The 23,374-nt window shown below is 72.8% G+C and carries 14 protein-coding genes, 1 tRNA gene and 1 pseudogene; 10 read left to right on the top strand and 6 right to left on the bottom strand.

Annotated elements, in window-relative coordinates; translation table 11 throughout:
• The first annotated feature begins 66 nt into the window (after nt 1-66).
• The 3 genes from OG556_RS37700 to OG556_RS37690 all read left to right on the top strand — a co-directional run bounded on the left by OG556_RS37700 (nt 67) and on the right by OG556_RS37690 (nt 10,502).
• Nucleotides 67-8,445, top strand: coding sequence for a type I polyketide synthase (locus OG556_RS37700; protein ID WP_371523114.1), 8,379 nt, complete (start codon nt 67-69; stop codon nt 8,443-8,445).
• A 245-nt stretch (nt 8,446-8,690) separates the two neighbouring features.
• Nucleotides 8,691-9,011 (top strand): hypothetical protein, encoded by a 321-nt coding sequence (locus OG556_RS37695; RefSeq protein WP_331744627.1) that lies wholly within the window; start codon nt 8,691-8,693, stop codon nt 9,009-9,011.
• Between the two features lie 276 nt (nt 9,012-9,287).
• Nucleotides 9,288-10,502 (top strand): RICIN domain-containing protein, encoded by a 1,215-nt coding sequence (locus OG556_RS37690; protein ID WP_331744625.1) that lies wholly within the window; start codon nt 9,288-9,290, stop codon nt 10,500-10,502.
• Nucleotides 10,503-10,639: 137 nt separating this feature from the next.
• On the opposite strand, the gene OG556_RS37685 is transcribed toward OG556_RS37690, so the two are convergent.
• On the bottom strand, nt 10,640-11,548 hold the full coding sequence (locus OG556_RS37685; protein WP_331744623.1) for a LysR substrate-binding domain-containing protein: 909 nt from the start codon (nt 11,546-11,548) through the stop codon (nt 10,640-10,642).
• Nucleotides 11,549-11,740: 192 nt separating this feature from the next.
• On the opposite strand from OG556_RS37685, the gene OG556_RS37680 reads away from it, so the two are divergent.
• From OG556_RS37680 to OG556_RS37670, 3 genes are all read left to right on the top strand, one after another.
• Nucleotides 11,741-12,478: an acetoacetate decarboxylase gene (locus tag OG556_RS37680; protein ID WP_331744620.1), complete on the top strand. Its 738-nt coding sequence runs from the start codon at nt 11,741-11,743 to the stop codon at nt 12,476-12,478.
• 126 nt (nt 12,479-12,604) lie between these two features.
• Complete coding sequence (locus OG556_RS37675) at nt 12,605-13,621, top strand: 3-hydroxyacyl-CoA dehydrogenase NAD-binding domain-containing protein (RefSeq protein ID WP_331744617.1); 1,017 nt, start codon at nt 12,605-12,607, stop codon at nt 13,619-13,621.
• 83 nt (nt 13,622-13,704) lie between these two features.
• Nucleotides 13,705-15,192 (top strand): CoA transferase, encoded by a 1,488-nt coding sequence (locus OG556_RS37670; RefSeq protein ID WP_331744614.1) that lies wholly within the window; start codon nt 13,705-13,707, stop codon nt 15,190-15,192.
• 91 nt (nt 15,193-15,283) lie between these two features.
• Here OG556_RS37670 and OG556_RS37665 read toward each other — a convergent pair whose 3' ends face one another.
• Both OG556_RS37665 and OG556_RS37660 read right to left on the bottom strand, forming a co-directional pair.
• Entirely contained in the window at nt 15,284-16,489 is a 1,206-nt protein-coding gene (locus OG556_RS37665; protein ID WP_331744612.1) for a cytochrome P450, read from the bottom strand.
• A gap of 91 nt (nt 16,490-16,580) precedes the next feature.
• On the bottom strand, nt 16,581-16,799 hold the full coding sequence (locus OG556_RS37660; RefSeq protein WP_331744610.1) for a ferredoxin: 219 nt from the start codon (nt 16,797-16,799) through the stop codon (nt 16,581-16,583).
• A gap of 698 nt (nt 16,800-17,497) precedes the next feature.
• Here OG556_RS37660 and OG556_RS37655 point away from each other — a divergent pair.
• Together OG556_RS37655 and OG556_RS37650 are read left to right on the top strand one after the other, a co-directional pair.
• On the top strand, nt 17,498-17,635 hold the full coding sequence (locus tag OG556_RS37655; protein WP_331744608.1) for a hypothetical protein: 138 nt from the start codon (nt 17,498-17,500) through the stop codon (nt 17,633-17,635).
• Nucleotides 17,632-18,783, top strand: a complete 1,152-nt coding sequence (locus tag OG556_RS37650) for a methyltransferase domain-containing protein (protein WP_331744606.1) — start codon at nt 17,632-17,634, stop codon at nt 18,781-18,783. The genes OG556_RS37655 and OG556_RS37650 overlap by 4 nt, the downstream gene beginning before the upstream one ends.
• A gap of 64 nt (nt 18,784-18,847) precedes the next feature.
• Here the strand turns inward: OG556_RS37650 and OG556_RS37645 are convergent, their stop codons facing one another.
• Nucleotides 18,848-19,234, bottom strand: a complete 387-nt coding sequence (locus OG556_RS37645) for a hypothetical protein (protein WP_331744604.1) — start codon at nt 19,232-19,234, stop codon at nt 18,848-18,850.
• A 269-nt stretch (nt 19,235-19,503) separates the two neighbouring features.
• Here OG556_RS37645 and OG556_RS37640 point away from each other — a divergent pair.
• Nucleotides 19,504-19,580 (top strand) — tRNA-Met (locus OG556_RS37640).
• 243 nt (nt 19,581-19,823) lie between these two features.
• A complete protein-coding gene (locus OG556_RS37635) occupies nt 19,824-20,435 on the top strand; it encodes an SMI1/KNR4 family protein (RefSeq protein ID WP_331744603.1) in 612 nt (203 codons plus the stop codon).
• Nucleotides 20,436-21,246: 811 nt separating this feature from the next.
• Here OG556_RS37635 and OG556_RS37630 read toward each other — a convergent pair.
• Nucleotides 21,247-22,551 carry a hypothetical protein gene (locus tag OG556_RS37630; protein ID WP_331744602.1) on the bottom strand — a complete coding sequence of 435 codons (1,305 nt, stop codon included), beginning with the start codon at nt 22,549-22,551 and terminating at the stop codon, nt 21,247-21,249.
• Nucleotides 22,552-22,682: 131 nt separating this feature from the next.
• A pseudogene (locus OG556_RS37625) lies at nt 22,683-22,907 on the bottom strand (hypothetical protein); the annotation flags it as partial.
• Nucleotides 22,908-23,374 lie beyond the last annotated feature (467 nt).

Genomic DNA, 23,374 nt, shown 5'->3' with positions numbered 1-23,374 from the left:
GTTACTGGGTACGGAGGGGATCGACGGGGGAGTGGGTCACGAGTGGCGAGAGGTCGGAGCCGGGGCGTGAGTGGTGAACTGCGGTATGACGATCTGGTGCGGCCGCTGCCGGAGTTGCTGAGGAGGCACGCCGAGCGGTCGGGGGACCGGGTCGCGTTCCACGACTTCTCGCGCGGCGTCAGCTACGCCGAGTTGGAGCGGCGGACCGGGCGGCTGGCCGGGTCGCTCGTGTGGGCGGGGGTCCGGCGCGGGGATCGGGTGGCGCTCTGCCTGGGCAACTGCGTGGAGCTGGTGGAGGGTTGCCTCGCCGTGCTGCGGGCGGGGGCGGTCGGCGTCCTGCTCAACCCCCGCTCCTCCGACGACGAACTCGACCACTACCTGCGGGACAGCGGCGCCTCGGCCATCATCACCGACCCCGCGCACCTCGCGCAGCTCCACCGCCTCGGCGCCGCGTACCGCGGCCTGCACACCGTGCTCACCGGGGCGGGCCCGATCCCGTCGAACGCCCCCGACGGCACCGTCCTCTTCGAGACTGCGGCCTCGACCGGGGGCGGGCCCGCGGCCCCCGACGACCTGGGGCTCGACGACCCGGCCTGGCTGCTCTACACCTCCGGGACCACCCACCGCCCCAAGGGCGTGCTCTCCACGCAGCGCAGCGCACTGTGGTCGGTGGCGGCCTGCTACGCGCCGCTCTTCGGGCTCTCCTCCGAGGACCGGCTGTTGTGGCCGCTGCCGCTGTTCCACAGCTTCGGGCACTCCCTCGCGATCCTGGGCACCACGGCCGTCGGCGCGAGCACCGCGATCGTCGGCGAACTGCCCACGCCCGGCGAGGCCTTGACGCCCGGCGACCTGTGGCGCACGCTGCGCACCCCGAGCGCCGCCCTCGGCGGGCCGTTCACCGTCCTGGCGGGCGTTCCCACGACGTACCACCGGTTGATGGCCTCGGCGAAGGACACCCCGCTCCCCGCGCCGCGGCCCGGGCTGAGGCTCTGCGTCACGGCGGGCGCGCCGTGTCCGCCCGGGCTGCGCGGAGCGGTGGAGGAGACGCTCGGCGCGCCGCTGCTCGACGTCTACGGCAGTACCGAGACCTGCGGCGCGATCGCGGTGGCCCGCCCGAATGGCCCCCGGGTCGACGGGTCCTGCGGACTGCCGGTACCCGGTGTCGAGGTCCGCGTCGTCGATCCGGACAGCGGGGCCGACGTCCTCGCGGGCGGCGAGGGCGAGATCTGGGTCAGCGGTCCGAACCTCATGACGGGCTACCACGACCAGCCGGAGGCGACGGCCGCCGCGTTGCGGGAGGGCTGGTACCGGACCGGGGACCTCGGGCGGCGCGCCGAACACGGCCACCTCGTCCTCACCGGCCGGGTCAGCGAACTGATCATCCGGGGAGGGGAGAACATCCATCCCACGGAGGTCGAGCACGTCCTGCGGGGCTGTCCCGGGGTGCGGGACGCGGTGGTCCTCGGTCTGCCGCACGCCGTCCTCGGGGAGGTCCCGGTCGCCTTCGTGGTGCCCGGCCCGGAGGGCCTGGACCCGCGGCGGGTGCTCGACGTCTGCCGCTCGCAGCTCGCGGACCACAAGGTCCCCGTCGAGGTCCGTGAGATCGCGGCCGTCCCGCGCACGCCGTCGGGCAAGATCGTCCGCCATGCGGTGCTCAGCGACCCGGCTGCGGCGCCGGCCCCGGCCCCGGCCCCGGCCGGCGGCTCCCTGGTGCGCGGGCTGCTGTCGCTGCCCCGGGAGGAGCAGGAACGCGCGTTGTGCGAGAGGGTGTGCGCCGAGACGGCCCGGGTCCGGGGCCGCGCGCCGGAGAGCGGGCCTCAGGAGGACGGTTCGTTCGCTGACAGTACCTTCGCGGACCTCGGGCTGACCTCGCTCGGTGCCATCGAGCTGATCGACCGGCTCGCGGCGTCGACCGGGCTGAGCCTGCCGACGACGCTGGTCTTCGACCACCCCACCCCGGCCGCCGTCGCCCGCCACCTGCACACCGAACTGTTCGCCGCCGAGCCCGCCGAGCCCGCCGTACCCACGGCCGAGGCCGTCACCGCCACCGCACCGCGGACCGCCGAGCCGGAGGAGCCGTACGACCGGGACCCGGTGGTGATCGTCGCCATGGCCTGCCGCTACCCCGGTGACGTGGAATCCCCCGAAGGGCTCTGGGAGTTGGTGTCGCAGGGCAAGGACGCGATCTCGGACCTGCCGACCGACCGGGGCTGGGATCTCGCCGCCCTCTACGACCCCGACCCGGACCGGATCGGCACCTGCTACACACGCAGTGGCGGATTCCTGCACCGCGCCGCGGAGTTCGACGCGGGCCTGTTCGGCATCTCGCCGCGCGAGGCGCTCGCCATGGACCCGCAGCAGCGACTGCTGCTGGAGGTCACCTGGGAGGCGTGGGAGCGGGCCGGGATCGACCCGGCGTCCGTCCGGGACAGCGACACGGGCGTCTTCCTCGGCGTGATGTACGGCGACTACGCCTCCCGCTTCACCGCGCACGAATTGGAGGCCCACCTCGCCCTGGGCTCGGCGGGCAGCGTGGCCTCCGGCCGGCTCTCCTACGTGTTCGGCCTGCGCGGACCCGCGATCACCATCGACACGGCGTGCTCGTCCTCGCTGGTCGCCGTGCACCAGGCGGCCCAGGCGCTGCGCTCGGGCGCGTGCTCGCTGGCGCTGGCCGGCGGCGTCACGGTGATGGCGACGCCCAACCCGCTGGTCGCGTTCAGCCGTCAGCGCGCCCTCGCGCCCGACGGCCGGTGCAAGTCGTTCTCGGCGACGGCGGACGGCACCGCCTGGGCCGAGGGCGCCGGGGTGCTGCTGCTGGAGAGGCTGTCCGACGCGCGCCGCAACGGACACCCGGTGCTGGCCGTGGTGCGCGGCAGCGCCGTCAACTCCGACGGCGCGTCCAACGGCCTGACCGCGCCCAACGGCCGCGCCCAGCAGCGCCTGATCCAGCTGGCGCTGGCGGACGCCGGGCTGCGTGCGCACGAGGTGGACGCCGTGGAGGCGCACGGGACGGGCACCGCGCTCGGTGATCCCGTCGAGGCGCGGGCGCTGCTCGCCGGCTACGGCCGGGGCCGGGGGCCGGAGGACCCCCCGCTGTGGCTGGGCAGCGTCAAGTCCAACCTCGGGCACACCCAGGCCGCCGCCGGAGTCGCCGGGATCATCAAGATGGCCCAGGCCATGCGGCACGGCGAGCTGCCCAGGACCCTGCACGTGGCCGCTCCCACCCCGCACGTCGACTGGTCCGCGGGCCGGGTCGAGCTGCTGACCGCCGCCCGGCCGTGGCCCGCGCCCGCCGGTCGGCCGCGCCGGGCCGGCGTGTCGGCCTTCGGGATCGGCGGCACCAACGCGCACGTGATCATCGAGGAGCCGGCCGCCGCCGACCGCGCCCCTGGCCGGCAACCCGCGCCGCAGGAACCCGCGCAGCCGGGGCCGGCCGTGCCGTGGCTGGTCGGCGGGGCCGACGAGGCGGCCCTGCGGGCCCAGGCCCGACGGCTGGCCGACCACGTCGAGGCCCGGCCGGGCCTGTCGCCGGCGGACGTGGGCTTCTCGCTGGCGGTGTCGCGGTCGGCGCTCACACACCGGGCGATGGTGCCGGCCGCGGACCGCGAGCGCATGCTGTCCGGACTCCGGGCGATCGCCGACGGCACACCTGGCGCGGGGTCGTTGACGCGCCTGGCCGACCCGCGCACCCGCACCGCCTTCCTGTTCACCGGGCAGGGCGCGCAGCGCACGCGGATGGGCGAGGAACTGCGGGAGGCGTTCCCCGTGTTCGCCGAGGCCTTCGACGAGGTCTGCCACGCGCTGGACGGCGAACTCGACCGGCCGCTGCGCACGGTGATCCGCGCCGAGCCGGGCTCGCCGGACGCCCTGCTCGACCGCACGGACTTCACCCAGGCCGCCCTGTTCGCCTACGAGGTGGCTCTCTTCCGGCTGGTGGAGTCCTGGGGAGTGCGGGCCGACTTCCTGGCGGGCCATTCCGTGGGCGAGTTGGCGGCCGCACACGTCGCGGGAGTGCTGGACCTCGCCGACGCCGTACGCCTGGTCGCGGCGCGCGGGCGGCTGATGCGGGCGCTGCCCGACGGCGGGGCGATGGTGGCCCTCGACGCGGCGGAGCACGAGGTCCTGCCCGAACTCGCTGACGTGGCCGACCGGGTGGCGATCGCCGCGGTCAACGGACCGCGCGCGGTGGTGGTCTCCGGCGAACGGGACGCGGTCCTCGCCGTCGCGGCGCGGTTCGAGGCCCGTGGCCGCCGCAGCACGCGGCTCAAGGTCGGCCACGGCTTCCACTCGCCGCTCGTGGAGCCGGTGCTCGACGAGTTCCGCCGCGTCGCCGAGACGCTGGAGTTCCGGCCGCCGCGGATCCCGGTGGTCTCCACCGTGACGGGATCTCGGGTGGCGCCCGAGGAACTGGGCTCCGCAGACTACTGGGTGCGGCACGCGCGGCTTCCCGTCCGGTTCGCCGAGGCCGTGGAGTGGCTGGGCGCCAACGGCGTCGGGGGCTTCCTGGAACTCGGCCCGCAGCCCGTGCTCACCGCGTACGCGCAGGAGTGCCTGGCCCCGCAGGCCAACGGCGGCCCGGTGTTCGCCTTCGCGGCCCGTGACGGCGAGCGGGAGCCGGACACGCTGCTGGCGGCCGTGGCCCGGCTCCACGTGCGCGGCGCCGGCGTCGACTGGCCCGCGGTGTTCGCGGAGCGCGGCCTGCGGCGCGGGTTGCGGCGCGTGGAGCTGCCGACGTACGCCTTCCAGCGCCGGAGGTACTGGCTGGACCCGTCGCGCCCGGCCGGGGCGGGAGTCGGGGCCCGGCCGGGCCCCGGCGAGCATCCGCTGCTCGGCCCGCCGTTCGAGGTGCCGGGCACCGGCCGCACGGTGCTCTCCGGCCTGCTGTCGGCGAGCGCCCAGCCGTGGCTCGCCGACCACGTCGTCGGCGGGGTGCCGCTCGTGCCGGGGACGGCGTTCGTCGAGATGGCCGTGCGCGCGGGTGACGCGGTCGGCTGCGGCACGCTGGAGGAACTCGTGATCCTGCGGCCGCTGGCCCTGCCCGCCTCGGGGGTACGGGTCCAGGTCGTGGTGGGGGCGGTGGACGACTCCGGCCGGCGGTCCGTCGAGATCCACGCGCGACCGGTGGAGACCGCCGAGACCAGCGAGGCTGCCGAGACCGCCGGGACCGCCTGGACGCCGCACGCCACCGGCCTGCTCGCCCGCACGCCCGAGCCGGGGACGGCACCGGAGGGGCACGGTCTGACGCGGTGGCCGCCGTCCGGCGCCACGGAGATCGATCCCGCCGACGCCTACGAAGTCGCGGCGGAGCGCGGTCTGGCCTACGGGCCCGCGTTCCGTGGCGTGCGCGCGCTGTGGCGGCGGGGTGCCGAGGTGTTCGCGGAGGTCCGGTTGCCCGAGCCGTGGACGGCCGAGGCGGACCGGTACGGCATCCACCCCGCGCTCCTGGACGCCGCCGCGCACGCCTCGATGCTCGCCGCGTCCGCCCAGGAAACCGGCCCGGACGCGGACCCGGGCGCGGGCGGCGCCCGGGTGCCGTTCCAGTGGAGCGGCGTGTGCCTGCACGCCGCCGAGGCGTCGACGGTCCGGGTGCGGATCGCGCCGGTCGGCGAGGCAGGGCCCGCCCCGGAAGGCGGCGCGTTCTCGATCACGCTCGCCGACCCGGCGGGCCGCCTGGTGGCGCGCGTCGACTCCCTCTCCACCAGGGAACTTCCGGCCGGGGACGGCGATCCCGGGCCGGACATCGCCCGGCGTGCCCTGCTGCGCCCCGACTGGGTCCCCGTCGCACTGCCCGACCGGGCACCGCAGTCGGCGGGCTGGACGGTCCTCGGGCCGGACCAGCTGAACCTCGCCGCCTTCGTCCCCCTCGCCGGCCCCTCCTCGCCCCTGAACGGTACGGCGGGCGCGGACGCCACGGCCCCGCCCGGCCACCTGGTACTCACCGCCGTCGGTCCGGAAACGGACGGCGGCCCGCTGGCCGACGTCCACCAGCTGACCACGCGGGTGCTCAAGGCCCTCCAGGACTGGCAGGAGGATCCGGCCACCGCGGGCTCGCGGCTCGTGGTGGTGACGCGGAACGCCACCGCACCCACGCCGGACCTGGCGGGAGCCGCGGTCTGGGGGCTGGTGCGCACCGCGCAGTCGGAGCTGCCGGGCTGCGTGGTCCTGATCGAGGTGGACGAGGACCCTGCCTCCCTGCGGCTGCTGCCCGCGGCGGCCGCCAGCGGCGAGCCCCAACTCTCCCTGCGCGCCGGTCGGGCGACGGTGCCACGGCTGGTCGGCGTCCCGGCGGCGGCCCACCTGCCCGAGCCCCGACCGGCCGAGAGCGCCCCGCCCCGCCGCTCCGGCACCCTCGACCCGGACGGCGCCTTCGGCCCGGACGGCACGGTACTGATCACCGGCGGCACCGGAGCGCTGGGCGCGGACCTGGCCGGGCACCTGGTCGACGCGTACGGGGTCCGCCACCTGCTGCTGACCGGGCGGCGCGGCCCGCACGCACCGGGCGCCGACGCCCTGCGCGCGAGTCTGGCGGAACGGGGCGCGCAGGTCAGGATCGTCGCGTGCGACGCGGCCGACCGGGCCCGGCTCGCCGAGCTGATCGAGCAGTGCGACCCCCCGCTGACCGCTGTCGTGCACGCCGCCGGGGTCCTCGACGACGGAGCGCTGGCCGCGCTGTCCCCCGAGCGGCTGGCGGCGGTCCTGCGGCCGAAGGCGGACGCGGCCTGGCACCTGCACGAGTTGACCCGCGACCGGGGCCTGACGGCCTTCGTCCTGTTCTCCTCGGTCTCGGGCGTGCTGGGCCGGGCGGGCCAGGGCAACTACGCCGCGGCGAACTCGTTCCTGGACGCGCTCGCCCAGTATCGGGCTGCCGGCGGTCTGCCCGCCGTCTCGCTGGCGTGGGGCATGTGGGGCCACGACGCGGGCATGGCAGCCCAGTTGACCGACGGGGTGGGGCACCCGAGGCCCGACGACGTGGTGCGGGCGTTCACCCCCGCCCAGGGACTGGCCCTGTTCGACGCGGCACTGCGGACGGGAGCCCCCGTGCTCGCGCCGGTCCTGCTGGACCGGGCCGCGCTGCGCGCCGCCGCAGGGCAACTACCGGCCCCGCTGCGCGACCTGGCGCGCCACGGCCGGCCCGCCGCCGAGGCGCGGAGCGGTGCGACCGAACCTTCCCCGGGCGCCCGGGAGGGTTCGGAGCCCGGAGCGTGGCGCACGCTGCTGGCCGGGCTGCCCGCCGAGGAGCGCGGGGCCGCGCTCGCGGAACTGCTGCGCGGCGACGTGGCCGCAGTGCTCGGCTACTCCGGCGCGCAGGACCTGCCCGCCGGCCGGACCCTGGCCGAGCTCGGCTTCGACTCCCTGACGGCCGTCCAGTTCCGCAGCCGACTGGGCGCGGCCCTGCGTGTGCGGCTGCCCGCGGCCGTCGTGTTCGAGCACCCGGCGATCGAGGACCTCGCCCGTCACGTCCTCGACCTGCTCGACGACCTGCCAGGCGACCTGTCCAACGACTCGCCCGACGGCACACCGCAGGTGCGCCCCGGCCTCCGGCCCGCACCGCCCGCCGGCCGCCCCGCGCAGACGCTCGCGGCGCTGTACCGTGCGCTCTGCGAGCAGGGCCGGCCGGCGGCCGCGATGCACCTGGTGGTCGCGGCGTCCTCGGCCGCCGCGACGTTCGGCGCCGACGACGCCGCGGAGCACGCCGTGCCGCCGCTGCGCCGGGCCCGGGGCCGCGCCGGCTCCCCGGTCGTGGTCTTCTTCCCCGACCACCGTCCGTTCTCCGCCTTCCCGGGCGGCGGGTTCGCGGCCCTTCATGCCTGCTTCGAGGGCGAGTTGGACGTCTTGGAGTTCCCGCACCCGGGCATCGGCGCGGGGTACGCCGTTCCGGCCGACCGGGAGACGCTCGCCCGCCTCCACGCCGAGACGGTGCTGCGGCACGCCGGCAACCGGCCCGTCGTCCTGGTCGGTGCTTCCGCCGGGGGCGCTGTCGCGCACGCCGTGACCCGACACCTCGAACTCGGGGGATCCGCCCCCCTGGGGCAGGTGCTGATCGACACGTACCTCGTCCACCAGGGCAACCACTCCACGGACTGGCTGACCGCCCTGGCCGCCCCGCCGGCCCCGGGCCTCGGCGCGGACGTGAGCGCGGACGTGTACGCGGACGGGTCCACCGGCGACGAGGACGCCGCCGTTGCGGCCATGGGCGCCTACACCGGGCTCTTCCTGGACTGGCGCCCGGAGCCCGTGGACACCCCGACCCTCCTCGTCGGTGCCGCGCGGCCGACCCCGCTGATGGCGGCGCGCGCGGACGGCGACTCCTGGCGCACGACCTGGCCGCTGCCGCACGAGCGCGTCGAGGTGCCCGGCGACCACCTCTCCCTGGCACGGGAGGACGCCGCCACCACGGCAGCCGCGATCCGCACCTGGATCGACTCCCTCGCCCGCACCGGATAAGTCCTGCCCTTCGGATCAGTGCGTGCAGCCGGGGAGTGGGAAGTCGGCCCGTCCGACTTCCCACTCCCCGGCACCGGTAGCCGGATGCACGGGCGAAGGCCCGTTCGGGTGAAGCGCGGTACGGCCCCGTGGAGGTAGTGCCGGGGAGGGGTAACGGGTGATTGGGAGTCACTGGGACGCCGCGCGACGCGGGTTCCCGGGCTCCCGTCGATGCCCCCTGACGAACCCAGCACGGGAGTCCCCTCATGCACCTGCGCTTCAGCCCGCGTGCGGCGGTCGTGGTCACCGCCGGCGTCCTCGCCCTGTCCCTGGTCAGCCCCTCCACGGCCTCGGCGGCCCCCGGCGTCGTGATCATGGATCGCGGGGGCGAACGGGAGGAGGTCACGGACCCGGTGCCCGGCGAGTGCCACCGCGGCCTCGGCCCCGACACCACGATCGTGAACTTCACCAACGGCCCCATCCGGCTGTTCACCGACCGCAACTGTCGGTCGAGGGTCTCCTCCCTGCTGGACCCGGACGGGTCCCGGGAGGACGTGAACGTCGGCAGCTTCGTGGCCATCACCTGACCCTCGCCCCACCCGTTCACCCACCGCCGGACCGGCCGCAAGGCCGTCCGGCGGTCCCGTACCCGAGTCCCCCGCGCCGGCGGCTCGAGGACGATGCCGGCGGCCAGCACGATCACGGTGACGCCCGTCCGCCAACAGGTCATCAGTGATCCATCAGTGATCCATCAGGGAACTGTCAGGGACCCGGGGCGCGGCGTTCGGGCGGACCTAGCATCCGAGCATCGTCCCTTCCCCACGGGCGAACTTCAGCACTCCCAGTGATCGAGGTACTTCGGCATGCGCGGTCTCTCCCGCCGGTCCCACACGCTCGCCCAACGCGCCGTCGCGGGCGTCCTGCTGTCGGGCCTGGCCGTTGCCGGCCTGATGGTCTCGCCGCAGCGGGCCGCCGCAGCCGACTGCGACGGCCAGAGCAGCGTGGGCGGCGGCAACTGCACCACGGCTCTGATCAACTCCATCGGTGCGATGATCGGCGGCTTCCGCAGCGCGGCCCTCCAGGCGCAGGCCGACAACGCCGCGTTCACCCAGGGGATGGCCAGTCAGCTGAGTGCCGCGGCCCCCGGCTACAACGTCATGGTGTTCAAGTACGACGGCACCGACCTCTACGACACCGTCTGGTTCCGCAACGTGTACGAGGCGAACATGAACGGGGTGCTGGTCGACACCACCGTCAAGCTGCAACACCACGATTCGCAGGGCGGTCCGGCCGGCTACGACGACTTCCGCATCTGGGTCTTCGCGGGTGACTCGACCTTCACCAACAAGGGCGACGGCGGGTACGGGAACTGGGCCTTCGTCGGCTCCGACTCCGACCGGACCGTGAGCACCACCAGGTCGTGCGTGCTGATCCGCTGCGTCGACAGCAAGCGGATCATCCACTTCCCCGCCCGCGACATCACGGTCCCGGGCGTCCCCAAGGGTGGTGGCACCCCGATCACCGACACCCCGGGCACCCCCGGCATCCCCGCGCACGACGACGGCGATGACGGTGACGACGGCAACGACGACGGCAACGGCAACGACGACGGCGACGGTGGCGACACCAGCACCACCCCGGCCGTCCCCGCGCACCAGGGCGGCGGCAAGGGCGGGGGCGGCAAGGGCGGCAGCGGTGGCGGTGCCGGCGTCGCCGGGCTGCACCACCCCAAGGTGAAGAACGGCCGGGGCCCGGTGGTCACGGGGTCCTCGATCCTGGCCGCCGCCGGCGGCGCCAAGAACTCCGCCTGGCAGTTCACCGCCCTGGGCAACGGCCGGTACAAGATCACCAGTGCCGTCTCCGGGCTCGCGCTGACCGAGAACACCAAGACCTTCTTCGCCGAGGCCAAGCCGTGGACCGGCGCCGACGCGCAGAAGTGGCAGCTCGTCAGCGCGGGCGGCGGCCAGTACCAGATCCGGATCACCGACCAGGACTGCCTGACCTACGACGAGGACGCCAAGGCGCTCGGCGTCTGGACCTGCAACAACGCCTGGAACCAGCAGTGGAAGCTCCAGTAGCGGTCACCCGCGCACGTTGACCCGACGCACCCCGACCCGACGCACCCCGACCCGCCTCACCCCGACCCGGCACCCGCCCGGGCCGGGGTGAGGCCGTATCCGAACAGTGCCCGGTGGCCGCCGGTTCCAGCCTCCGATCACGCGGCGGTGTGGCGGGCGATCAGTTCCAGCAGGCGGTGCACGGCCTCGTCCACTCCCGGGCGGTGCACGGCGACCACGGCGGTCTCCAGGTGGGGCGACTCTCCCCGCAGCGGGACGTAGGCGACTCCGGGAACGGGGAAGTCGCGCAGGCGTTCGGGGACGAGGCTGACGCACAGGCCGGAGGCGACGTAGCTGAACAGGCCGGTGAGGTCGTCGGCCACCGCGCGACTGCGTGGCGTGAAGCCCGCCTCGTGGCAGGCGAGTTGAACCTGCTGGGCCAGGGTCGGCAGTGCCGTGGCGTCGGGCAGGACGAAGTCCTCGCCCCTCAGGTCGGCCAGGTCGATCCCGTCGGCCCCGACCAGCGGGTGATCGTACGGCAGGGCCGCGGCGATGCGCTCGACGGCGAACTCCCGGCTGGCCAGGTCGGCCGACAGGGGTGACGGGTCGCGGAGGAAACCCAGGTCCAGTTCGCCGGAGCGGACCATGTCGGCGACGGCGACCGACGAGTCCTGATGCAGGTGGATGCGCAGCCCCGGCAGTTCCTCGGCGGCCGCCCGAAGGAGACCGGGCAGGTAGTGGTGACTGAGGATGCTGACGTAGCCCACCCGGACGTCCCCGTCCAGGCCGCTCGCGACCCGCCGGACCCGATCGATCGCAGCGGACTGGGCATCGAGCAGGCGCCGCGCGTCGACGGCGAACGCCTCGCCCGCCGCGGTCACGGACACCCCTCCGGGGCCCCGTCTGAACAGCTGCACCCCCAGGCCCCGCTCCAGGCGCTGAATCGACTGGCTGAGTGGCGGCTGGCGCATGGAGAGGCGCTCTGCGGCGCGGCCGAAGTGCTTCTCCTCGGTCACCGCGAGGAACTGCTCGAGCAGGCGCTTCGTGAGATTAATATCCTCAGCCATATGAATCACGACTCAATCATATATTGGACAGGCCTCCGTCGAGAGGCGTCCAATTGTCAGCGGGCGCTCGGCCAAGGGCGTGGCGCCCTTCCCCCGACATGTCCGATGTGGGAGAGATCGGCGTGATCCCTCCGGGCGCGGAGCCGCAGACCCCGCGGTCCCGGTGACACGCCCCTCTCCCTGGAGGCCAAGATGCTCAAGCAGGATGTCGCCCGGCTGGTCACCACCCCGCTGGACTCCCCGGCCTACGCGCCCACCCGGTACCGCTTCACCAACCGCGAGTACCTCAACGTCGTCTACCGCACCGACCCGGACGCGCTGCGCCGGCTGGTCCCCGAGCCGCTCACCGTCACCGAGCCGCTGGTCCGCTTCGAGGTCATGCGGATGCCCGACACCACCGGCCTGGGCGACTACACCGAGGCCGGCCAGCTCATCGCCGTCGAACACGAGGGCGAGGCGGGCGAGTTCAACCTCGCGATGTACGTCGACAGTGTTCCGGCGATCTCCAGCGGTCGCGAGCTCAGCGCGTACCCGAAGAAGGGCGGCTCGCCCGCGCTCTACGTCGACTCCGACACCCTGGTCGGCACGCTCGACTACGGCACTCTGCGCGTGGCCACCGCCACCATGGGCTACAAGCACCACCCCATGGATCCCGAGGAGGCGCGGGCGGAGATCTGCTCCCCCAACTTCATGGTCAAGACCGTCCCGAACTACGACGGCACCCCTCGCATCTGCGAGCTGGTCCGCACCCGGATCACCGACGTCACGGTCAAGAGCGCCTTCACCGGCCCCACGCGCCTGGAGCTCTTCGCCCACGCGATCGCCCCGCTCGCCGATCTGCCCGTCCTGGAGATCGTCGGCGCCAGCCACATCATCACGGACCTGACCCTCAACCCCGTCGAGCCTGTCCACGACTACCTCGCCGACTGACGTCAGCAGCGGCCGGCCGAGTCCTCCCCCCCCCGGCCCCCCATCGGCACCCCCCGCCGGCACCCGCTCCATCGGCACCCGCGGAGGACGAGCCGTGCACCCCCTCCTCAAGAAAGCTCCGAGATCATGACTTCCGCATCCGAGCCCGCTCACGTCACGGCCACCCGCGAGAACGGCGCCGCCACCCCGGACTCCTACCAGCGTGCCGCGATCATCGGTGGCGGCGTGATCGGCATCTCCTGGGCCGCGCTCTTCCTGGCCCACGGCATCGACGTCGTCATCAGCGACCCGCGCCCCGACATCGAGGAGCTCGTCCTGGCGGGCCTGGACGAGATCACCCCGACGCTGGCCGAGCTCGGCCTGCCCACCGAGAACCTGACGGACGGGCTCACCTTCGAGGCCGACCTGGCCACCGCCGTCGCCGACGTCGACATCGTCCAGGAGAACGGCCCCGAGCGCCTCGAACTCAAGCAGCGGATCTGGCAGACCATCGAGCAGGCCGCCCCGACCCGAGCGCTGCTGGCCTCCTCCACCTCCGGCATCCCGGCGACCGCCATCGCCGAGGCGATGCGGCAGCCCGAGCGCCTCATCGTCGGCCACCCGTTCAACCCGCCGCACCTGGTGCCGCTGGTGGAGATCGTGCCCGGCGAGAAGACCTCCGAGGGCACCATCCAGCAGGCCAGGGCCTTCTACGCAGCGCTCGGCAAGGAGCCCCAGGTCCTGCGCAAGGAGATCCCCGGCTTCGTCGCCAACCGCCTGCAGTCCGCTCTCTTCCGCGAGTGCGTCCACCTGGTGGCCCAGGGCGTGGTGACCGAGCAGGAACTCGACGACATCGTCACCGCCTCGATCGGCCTGCGCTGGGCCGTCGCCGGCCCGTTCCGCACCTTCCACCTCGGCGGCGGCCCGGGCGGCCTGCCCCACTTCATCGAGCACCTCGGCCGTGCCATGGAATCCGACATGTGGCCCGCCCTGGGCAACCCCACCTTCGACGACGCCACCGTCGCCCTGCTCGCCGGCCAGGCGCGCGAAGCCTTCGGCGAGGGGACCGTCGACGAGCTCGCCGCCGAGCGCGACCGCGCGCAGATAGCCCTGATGCGCGCCCTCGGCGGGACGCCGGACTCCGCCGACACCCACCGCGCCTGATCCGCCCTGATCCGCCCTGATCCGGCCCGCTCCGCCCGGATCCGCCTACGCCTACCTCGACACACGTGAGAAACGAGGACGTCATGTCCCTCACCGAAAAGATCACCAAGGCCATCGCCGACCCGGCCACCGACGACGCGTTCGACGTCCACGCCGAGACGAACGAGGTCCTCGTCGGCATCGGGCTCAAACCTCAGGACACCGGCGGCGAGATCACCTTCGAAGGTGCCGACCCGGTGGTACCCAGCACGCTGCGCCTGGGCGCCGCCTCCGGCATCGCCATGGTCGCCAAGTCCGCCGCCATCGCCGCCCTGTGGAAGGACCGCACCGGCCGCGGCCAGGACATCCACATGGACCTGCGGGTGGGCCCGCACCGCCTCTGCCCGTTCTACGAGCAGAAGTGGGAGCTCCTCAACGGCTACACCGGCGGTACCCCGTCGATCATCAACATGGCCCTGGCCAACAACTTCTACCGCACTGCCGACGGCCGTTGGATGATGCCGTTCAACATCTACCCCAACATCAAGGTGGCCGCCGAGCGGCTGCTGGGTGTGGGCGACGTCCCCGAACACGTCGAGGCCGCGATCGCGAAGTGGAACGCCCGCGAACTGGAGCAGGCCGGCGCCGAGGCCGGGTGCGTCATGCCGATGGTGCGCACCCCCGGTGAGATCCTGACGGAGCGCCAGTACACCGATGTCCTGGCCGGCCTGCCGCTGGTGGAGATCACCCGCATCGGTGACAGCGAGCCCGAGCCGCTGCCCGCCAACCCCACCGCCCCGTTCGACGGCGTGCGAGCCCTGGGCATGGGCCACATCATCGCCGGCGCCGGAGCCGGCCGCGCCATGGCCCTGCACGGCGCGGACGTGCTGAACCTGTGGCGCCCCTACGAGCTGGAGCACGACGTCACCTACCTCACCACCGGCGTCGGCGTCCGCTCCGCCACGGTCAGCCCGTACACCCCCGAGGGCCTGGCCCTCATCCACAAGCTCCAGGCCGGGGCCGACGTCTTCTACGCCAACCGCCGCCCCGGCTTCCTGGACCGCATCGGCCTGTCCGAGGACGAGGCCATCGCCCGGCGCCCCGGACTGATCCACGCCACGGTGTCGCTGAACGGCAGGACCGGCCCGTGGAAGGACTACCTCGGCTTCGACCAGACCGCCGGCGCCCTCACCGGACTGCTGCACCTGGAGGGCGACGGCGACAAGCCCGCCCTGCCCCCGATCACGGTCGTCAACGACTACCTCGTCTCCTGGTTCATGACGGCCGGCATCGCCGAGGCCCTGCGGCGTCGCGCCGTGGACGGCGGCAGCTACCGCGTCCACGTGTCCCTGTCCCGGGTCGCCCTGTGGATCCTGTCCATGGGCATCTTCGACAAGGGCTACGCGCAGCAGACCGCCGGCACCGGTGAGCTCCACGCCTACCCGGACCCCGAGGTCTTCACCGCCGAAACCCCGCTCGGCCACTACCAGGGCATCACCGATCAGGTGAGGATGTCGGACACCCCCGGCGCCTACCGGCAGATCCTCGTACCCCGCGGCTCCCAGCGCCCGACATGGCTGCCCACCGCCTGACCCCGCAGCCGCTCTCGTCATCCGGCTCCGCACATGATCGCCCGGACAGCTCCGCCTGGTACTCCGGTGAGAGTTCTCCGTTGGGCCCCGCTCACCAGGTCACGGGCAGTGACCGCATCCCGTAGATGAACGACTCGGTACGGAACTCGCGCTCGCCGGCCGGCCGCAGCCCCGGCAGCCGGCGGAACAGCGTCTCCAGGGCGATCTGGAGTTCGGCGCGGGCCAGCGGCTGGCCCAGGCACTGGTGCACGCCGAAGCCGAACGCCAGGTGCCGCCGGGCGTCCCGGTACAGGTCCAGCTCGTCCGTCGCCCGATGGCCGGCGCCGCCGAACACCGCCTCGTCCCGGTTGGCGGTGGAGAGCATCGCCATCACGCCCTCCCCGGCCCGGACGGTGACGCCGCCCAGCTCCACGTCCTCCAGCGCCACCCGGGGCAGGCCGGTGTGCACGATGGTCAGCAGCCGCAACAGCTCCTCCACCGCGCCCGGCAGGGTGGCCGGGTCGGCCAGGCCGGGGATCTGCTCGGGGTGCTCCAGCAGCAGCGCGGTCGACAGCGCGATCATGTTCGCGGTCGTCTCGTGCCCGGCGACCAACAGCAGCACGCTCATGGCGGCCGCGTCGTCCGGGGTCAGGTCGTCCCGCGCCGCGAGTCGGCTGAGGACGTCGTCCTGCGGCTGTGCGCGCTTGCGGGCCGTCAGGTCGCTCAGGTAGTGCAGGATTTCCTCCTGGGCCTCCCGGAGCTGCTCCACGGTGCTCTCCTGGCTGAGCATCGTGCGGCTCAGGCTCTGGAAGCGGTCGTGGTCCTCGTACGGCACGCCGAGCAGCAGGCAGATCACCAGCGAGGGCACCGGCAGCGCGAAGTCGGTGACCAGGTCGGCCGTGGTCCGGCCCTCGGTCATCCGGTCCAGTGCCTCGTCCACGATCCGCTGGATCTCCGGGCGCAGCGCCTCCACCCGCTTGACCAGGAATTCCCCGGTGAGCATGCGGCGCTGGCGGGCGTGCTCGGGGTCGTCGAGCCGCAGGAAGTCCGGATTGTCGGTGATCAGCTCGCGAGCGCCGGCGATCAGCAGCGGGAAGGTCGGGTGGCGTATGTCGGCACTGAACCGGCGGTCGGACAGCACGGTGCGGACCTCGGCGAGGCCGGTGACCAGCCAGCAGAGGTCGCCGTCGGGCAGCTCGGCCCTGGTCACCGGCCCGGTGGCGGCGGCCTCGGAGTACGCGGGCGGCGGGCCGAACGGGCAGCCGCCGGAGTGTTGGGCCGGCAGCGGGAGGACGGGGGTGGTGGGTGCGGTGGTCAAGGCGGGGGTCTCCTCACGTCGCGGGTGTTCTCGTGGGGTTCGGGGCCCGGGAAGGTTCCCGGCGGCCTGCGGGGCCGGCGGCGGGGGTCCGTCAGGCCTCGGTCCGCGCGGGCTCGTCCCCGGTGACGGTGATCGCCCGGCCCGGGCAGAGCTCGGCGGCGAGTCTGACGTCGTCGAACTGCTCGGGCAGCAGGACGGTCTGACGGAGCCTCACAAGACTGTCCCGGTCGTCCTGGTCGAAGACCGCGGGGGCGTTCATCACGCACATGCCGGAGCTGCAGCAACGGTCCCGGTCGACGCTCACCTGCATGTCGGGCACCTTTCGCCAGGGCGGCGCCGGCTGCCCGGCGGCCGCCTCTCGTTGTCACGGTCAACCTAGCCGTCGCTGGTCCGTTTACGGAGGGGTACGGTGGCCGGGCCGAGAATGGCTGAATCGGTCCCTGTGTGTGAACCCCCTTTGCGGCGCAGTGCGTTGAAACTCGCGGTACTTCGCCGGACGGGTCGGCGGATCCGGCCGCGCGGACGGCCTCACAGGCCTTCGGCGGTGGCCAACTCCCGTACGCAGGGCGCCGTGTCGGCCTCGGCGGCGCTCTTGTCCGGCCGGCAGCGCACCACTTGGGTGGACCGCAGGGCCGGCCCGGCGGGGTGGCGGGGCTGCGCTGGAGGCCATCGAAGGCGACCTCGACGATCAGTTCCGGCCGGACCAGCACCGTCCGGGCGTCCCGCCCGGTCTCCCGGGCGAGCAACTCGGCGGCCTGCCAGACGAACGTCCGGTCGGTCAGACCCTTGAAAGTCTTGCCGAGCAGCCGTTCCCAGCACAAGCGAACCGATGAACACCGCGCGCAGGGCAGGCACTCGGCTATCGAACTCCCATCCCGGGCTGTCGATCGAGGTCCATCCCGCCCGGGGCGGGGTACTACCCCTGCCGCACGGCGGGTACGCGCTGCGCCCCGGGTGCGGCGGGGACAGCACCGCCCCTACAAACCGAACCGAGAAAGGACGCTGACCATGGGAGACGCGAACAAGGGTGGCCCGAACGACGGCAAGGGCGGCGGGCACGCCAAGCCCGGCTCGCCGGCCATCGGCCCGAACCCCTCGAAGGACGGCCGGCAGCCGACCCCGGCACCGAAGCACAAGAAGAGTTGACCCCCGAACAGCAGCGGGCCGCATTGGTGGCGGCGCTCACCGACGCTGGCTCCCTGCCCAGCGAATGGGCTCCGGCTGTGGCGGCCGTGCCCCGACACGCGTTCCTCCCCGACACCATCTGGGCGGACGAGGACGGCGGCGACACCGAGTGCAGCCGGACCAAGGAACCCGAGCGGTGGATGCGGCTCGCCTACAGCGACCTGCCGATCGTCACGCAGTGGGACGACGGTGCCGAGGACGGCGGCCGGCGCACTCCCACGTCGTCGGGCTCCATGCCCACCATGGTGGCCGAGATGCTGTCCGACCTGGACGCGGTCCCCGGGCACCGGGTGCTCGAAATCGGGACGGGCACCGGCTACAACGCGGCCTTGTTGGCGCACCGCCTGGGCGCCGAAACGGTGTCCACCATCGAGGTGGACGCGCAGGTCACCGCGCAAGCCCGCACCGCACTTCGCAGGACCGGCTACACCCCCGAAGTCGTGTGCGGGGACGGCTCGCTCGGGTGGAGCGTACGCGCCCCGTACGACCGGATCATCTCCACCGTGGCACTGCGGGACGTCCCGCCCGCCTGGGTCGCTCAGACCCGGCCGGGCGGGGTGATCGTCAGCCCCGTCTCACCGCTGCTGGGCGGCGGGGCGATCGTGCGGCTCACGGTGGGCGACGACGGGACGGCGAGCGGTCCGTTCACCCGGTCGGCGGCGTTCATGATGCTGCGCCAGCAGCGCTACCAGTGCACTCCGGTGGACGACTACCTGCCCGGTGAATGGCCGGGCGACTCCGCGCAGTCCTGGACGAGCCTCGACCCCGAAGCCATCGGGGGCGACTGGCTCGCGCAATTCGCCTGCGCCCTCGCCCTGCCGGACGTGTACTACCGGCGCAACGAGTTCGGTGACGGCGGCTGGACGTGGTGGCTGTTCGACACGGCCGTCACGTCCTGGGCAACGGTCGACTCCGTGCCCGGGGAGTCCCGGTTCGAGGTCCGCCAGTCCGGGCCCCGGCAGCTGTGGGACGAGACGGAGGCCGCCTACGCCCGGTGGACGGCAGCCGGACGCCCCGGCTACGAGCGGTACGGGCTCACGGTGACACCTGCCGGACAGGCGGCTTGGTTGGACAGGCCCGGCAATCCCCTCCTGGGGCACCGCGAGTAGAGCGACAGCTGCGCCCCTGCTTGCGCCCCTGCTCGCGCGGAGCGGGGATCGGCTCCAGGTCGGGTCAGCAGTTCGGAACGGGGTCGGTCTCGCTGGTGATGGCGGTGTCCTTCATGAAGCCGAGCTGGCCGTTGTCGGCGACGGTCATCAGCCAGCGGGTCGGGTGCGGCCCGCCGACCCAGGCCTGGTTGTCCTCCTTGCAGTAGAACCAGCTGGGGTCGGAGTTCATGTAGCCGACGACGGTGTCCGGGTCCGGGTAGACGTGGTTGTTGCCGACCATGCCGTACACGGGGGAGCCGGGCACGTTGTGGCAGTACCACCGGTTGCTCTCCCCGGGCCAGCAGTTGTCGGTCGCCGAGGCGGACGGCGCGGCCACGACGCCCAGGCTGACGGCGAGGGCGGTGGCGGCAGCGGCGGCGGTGATCCTGGCGGCATGCACGGTGCTGAACATGTCTCACTCCTGGAGTTGTGCCTGCGAGTCGACCCGGACCGCAGCATGCCCAGCAGTCCAGGCATGTCACACATTCGACATGGGCGATAACGCAAAGTAGCCAATTCCCGAGGGTTCGTGGCCGAACGTCTTCGATCGCACGCACGGACGCCGGGGCGGGTGTTCGCCCCTGCTGCATCACCTGTCGGCGAAGGACTGCCCGGCGGGGGCGGCCGCCGGGTCACCGATTAGGCGATCGCCGCCTGGTGCCGTACGGTCGGTACTACCGACGCGGGGTGGAGCAGCTCGGTAGCTCGCTGGGCTCATAACCCAGAGGTCGCAGGTTCAAATCCTGTCCCCGCTACCACGAACGCCGAAGGGGCGGACGCGCACTGCGCGTCCGCCCCTTCGGCGTTCCTCTCGAGCCGGCGACCTATCCCGAAGCCGTTGTTCTCACTGGATTGTTGGTCTCATCGCACGGGCGAGGCCATCCCCAGTTGCCCGCAGAAGCGGCACGGAGTCTCGGCCTCTCTCCCCGGCAGCCGATCACACTGGTGACACCCCTGCCGGTGAGCAGGTAGTTTGCGGCAGGACAGAGAGAAGAGTTCGCATGGACTCCCGGATCGCCCGCATCCGACGCAAGCTCGCCAAGGTGCCCTATGCCGCACCGCGAAGCTACTCCTTCGGCGAAGAGAAGCACGGGTTCCGCCTCGAACCCCCGTTGCCGGACGCGAAGGTCGCCGAGTTCGAGGCCGACCACCACGTCGAACTGCCTGATCTCTACCGCAGCTTCCTGACCACACTGGGCGGGAGCGGAGCCTCGCCGTTCTACGGCCTGCTGCCGTTGCAGTCATGTCGGCTGTTCACGATGGACCCCCGAGGCGAGCCCGGCCGCCCTCGGGGGTTCACGTTCGCCGGCGGCCCGTCTCACCGAAGTGACCTTTTCCTGCACATCATCGAGGCAGGGTGCACCGACCTGGTGCTTCTCGGCATCACCGGCCCCCTGGTCGGCCGCGTCGTCACCGGAAACGCCGACGGCCTCTGGGGCCCCAACGTATCGTCGGCCACCGACTTCCTGGTCTGGTACGAACGCTGGCTCGACCACATGCTCGACGGCCGCGACAACCGCGACCTGGAACTGACCTCACCCGCCCTGCGAGCTCCGGTCGACCGCCTCCTGAGACAGCACCGGAACCGCGCCGGAAGGGGCCATGCCGCGTAGAGCGCCAGCATCACTTCGATCGCGCCAACGATCATGGAGTAGTCCACGGGTGCGCTACCGCGATGTCCCGCGGGTGTCAGGACCCGCAAACGCTGCCATCCGCTGCTTGGAGCGCGACCGACTGATTCCTGGCATCGTCGCCACGGCCGTGAGCGTGTGGTCCGCCCGAGTCCACGGGACCAAGCGACGCTGGAAGCCATGGGAGGCCGAATTCACCTGCCACTGCTGCGGCGAAGGCTGGGCCCGCGACAAGCTCGAAGAGGTTATCTTCATGCTTCCGCCCCGAGCCGCAGGCGAACTACGAGCACGGGTCGAGGATCTGGACGCGGTGCTGCTGCGGCGGACCCATCACGAACCGAGGACAACTTCCGAACTGGCTGTCCCGTCCGATCTGAGTTGGTAGCTGTCACGGCTCTGACCTGCGGGGCTGCCAGATGGTTCGGGAACGGGATCGGGCATCGTCCTCAAACGTCCCACCGACGATGCTGCGGCGCGAGCGATCGAGCAGTGAGCTTCTACCCCAGTGGTCAGCGGCACCCGCGAGCCGAGGTGTTGCCCTTCCTGGCCCGTGCGGTCGGGGTAGACGATCCGCTCGACCTGTGCGACATCCGGAAGGACGGCGGGCGGACGTGCCGTTCGTGCCTGGCGAATCCCCGAATACCTGCAAGGCGCCGGCCGATCAAGCCCACTTGCCTTAGCGCCCTGTAAGGGGGGACCCCGGCCGCGGCGGCTGGGGTCCGCTGGTGTTCTGGAACTGCTGTCGGAATCGGTTCGCCTCGGGCTGTGCCCGCCGGGGTGGGCGCGGCGGCGCCTACAGCCAGGTGACGTCGTCGCCGTCGACGATCAGGTTGCCCCAGGCGGGGATGCGGTAGAACTTCTTGTTCTCGCCGCCGCCCAGGACGGCCTTGCGCCAGACGCCGATGCCGTCGGTGAGGGTGTAGCTGCCCTCGTAGACCTTGTCGTAGGCGGGTACGAAGGTGCCCTGCTCGCAGGTGATCTCGGTGGACCACATGCCGTGTCCGTCGGAGTTCTCGTTGTACCGACGCGGCATGGCATCGCGCCGGTACTGGCCGACGTACTCGGGCTGGGGTTGGGGGTCGGCTTCGCTGGCTGCGGCGGTCACCACAGCCAGCGGTGCGCCGGCCAGGCGGGCGGGAGTGGATGCCTCCTCGGCGTCGGGGGCGATCACGGTGCAGGTGTGGTCGGAGTAGGCCACGCACACGGTGCCGTCGGGGGCGACGGCGATGGCCGGGGCCCCGTCCGGGGCGCTGGGGAAGGTGCCGGTCTCGGTGAGGTCGGCGGCGTTGAGGATGCTGCCTGTACGGTCGGCGTGGACGGCGTAGAGGAGGGTGCCGTCCGGTGACAGTGCGAGGGCGGTCGGGGCGGGGCCCTGGGCGCGGGCGGTGACGGTCATGGTGGCGGTGTCGACGGCGACCAGCGGGTCGGCCTGACGGGGCACGAACGCGTACAGGGTGGCGCCGTCGGCGCTGAGGAGCACCCGGACGGCGTGGTACTTCTCGGCGGGGGCGGCGATGTCGACCGCCTGCCCCGGACCAGGATCGGTCTCCACCGCGTTGTCGTCCTGCGCGTTGGTCCCGTCCTCGGCCTGCTCGGGGACGTCCATGGCCAGCACGCAGGGCGTGTTCTTCCGGTTCGAGTTCTGACCCTGCCTGCCCAGGTAGAGGCGTTTGCCGTCCGGGGACAGCGCGATGGTCGCCCAGGTGCTGAAGACGGGTTCCTGGGGGACGGGGTGGTCCCCCTCCTCCTTCCCCGAGGCCGCGTCCAGCTCGAACACGACCAAGCCCTGGGCCAGGAACAGACGGCTGCCGTCGGCATTCACCGCTGCGTCTGTTGCCGAGGGACTCTCCTGGTCGGAGTAGAGGGTGTCCGTCTCCAGGGTCCGGGTGTCGACCGTGCTGACGTTGTAGCCCCCTTCGGACAGGGCGTACAGCTTCGTGGCGACGCCGCCGGGCTGGGCGGCCAGGCCGCGGTTACCCATCAGGGCCTGGGTCGTCCTGATCCGGCCGGTGGCCGCATCCAGCACCGCGATGCCGCCCGGCTCCGGCCCCGTCTGCCGGTAGGCGATGTAGAAGTGAGACACACCCGACTGCGTCACGCGACGTTCCTCCCGAACGGCGAGCGGCCCCGGCCGCCCCATGCGCCCGTGCGCTGCCACCCGCCGCCACGCAGAGTAGCCACTCCGCCACTCATCCGGGAAGATCGCCAACCCACCCATGCCTGGCATCCGGCCTCATCCGACCGGAAACCGACTCCCCCACCACACCAGTCACCTCCCGGAGGCCATCGGCCGCGAGGAAGCAGCTGTCGTTTGTTGCGCCGCTTGGTGATGTTCTGGAAGTACGGGCAGCGGGCGCGTTGGAGCAGGTTGCCGGCGGCGGTGGCGAGGTTGCGCAGCTGCCGGGACGCTCCCTACAGCAGGGCCTGGGACAGCGCGGGATAGTGCAGCCGGACCACCGTCTCGTCCAGCGGCGACGGCGCCTGCGCGTCGGGGGCCGTCACGGTGCTCGGCCGGCCCTTCGCCGCCTCCGCGAGCATCCCGACCGCTGAGCAGAGCTGCCCAGGGGCCCGCGGCCCGGAACCACCGGTTCGGTCCCGTGCGGCGGCCGCGCGGTCCTTACTTGTCTTGGGCGCCGACCAGGGGTAGTGTTCCCTAGTCGCTCGGCAGGGAGCACCGGACACGCATCGGCGCGGACGGTCCCGGGGCGGCCAATCCTTTTGAAACACCATTTCCTGGTTCGGGCTGGGTCGCGTCTTGTCGCGGCTTGGTTCCTATTCGGCGTGTTCGTTTTATTGGATTGCGGCCGATTCGCTTTTCGGAGCAGGGATCGGCTAGAGTTTGAAACGTCGGACGGGGCGTCAAGCCGCAGAAGACACCAGCGAGTTGGATGAACGAAGCGCCGGAAACGGAGCGGAAAACA

Origin of the sequence: Kitasatospora sp. NBC_01300 (assembly GCF_041435235.1) — a bacterium.
Classification (GTDB): Bacteria; Actinomycetota; Actinomycetes; order Streptomycetales; family Streptomycetaceae; genus Kitasatospora.
Note: the sequence above shows the minus strand (reverse complement) of the source record. Positions and strands in the feature narration are given on the sequence as shown.

Excerpts from the sequence above, each read along its gene's own strand:
- OG556_RS37695 (WP_331744627.1), top strand. The coding sequence starts at position 8,691 with ATGCACCTGCGCTTCAGCCCGCGTGCGGCGGTCGTGGTCACCGCCGGC.
- OG556_RS37690 (WP_331744625.1), top strand. The coding sequence starts at position 9,288 with ATGCGCGGTCTCTCCCGCCGGTCCCACACGCTCGCCCAACGCGCCGTC.
- OG556_RS37685 (WP_331744623.1), bottom strand. The coding sequence starts at position 11,548 with ATGGCTGAGGATATTAATCTCACGAAGCGCCTGCTCGAGCAGTTCCTC.
- OG556_RS37680 (WP_331744620.1), top strand. The coding sequence starts at position 11,741 with ATGCTCAAGCAGGATGTCGCCCGGCTGGTCACCACCCCGCTGGACTCC.
- OG556_RS37675 (WP_331744617.1), top strand. The coding sequence starts at position 12,605 with ATGACTTCCGCATCCGAGCCCGCTCACGTCACGGCCACCCGCGAGAAC.
- OG556_RS37670 (WP_331744614.1), top strand. The coding sequence starts at position 13,705 with ATGTCCCTCACCGAAAAGATCACCAAGGCCATCGCCGACCCGGCCACC.
- OG556_RS37660 (WP_331744610.1), bottom strand. The coding sequence starts at position 16,799 with ATGCAGGTGAGCGTCGACCGGGACCGTTGCTGCAGCTCCGGCATGTGC.
- OG556_RS37655 (WP_331744608.1), top strand. The coding sequence starts at position 17,498 with ATGGGAGACGCGAACAAGGGTGGCCCGAACGACGGCAAGGGCGGCGGG.
- OG556_RS37645 (WP_331744604.1), bottom strand. The coding sequence starts at position 19,234 with ATGTTCAGCACCGTGCATGCCGCCAGGATCACCGCCGCCGCTGCCGCC.
- OG556_RS37635 (WP_331744603.1), top strand. The coding sequence starts at position 19,824 with ATGGACTCCCGGATCGCCCGCATCCGACGCAAGCTCGCCAAGGTGCCC.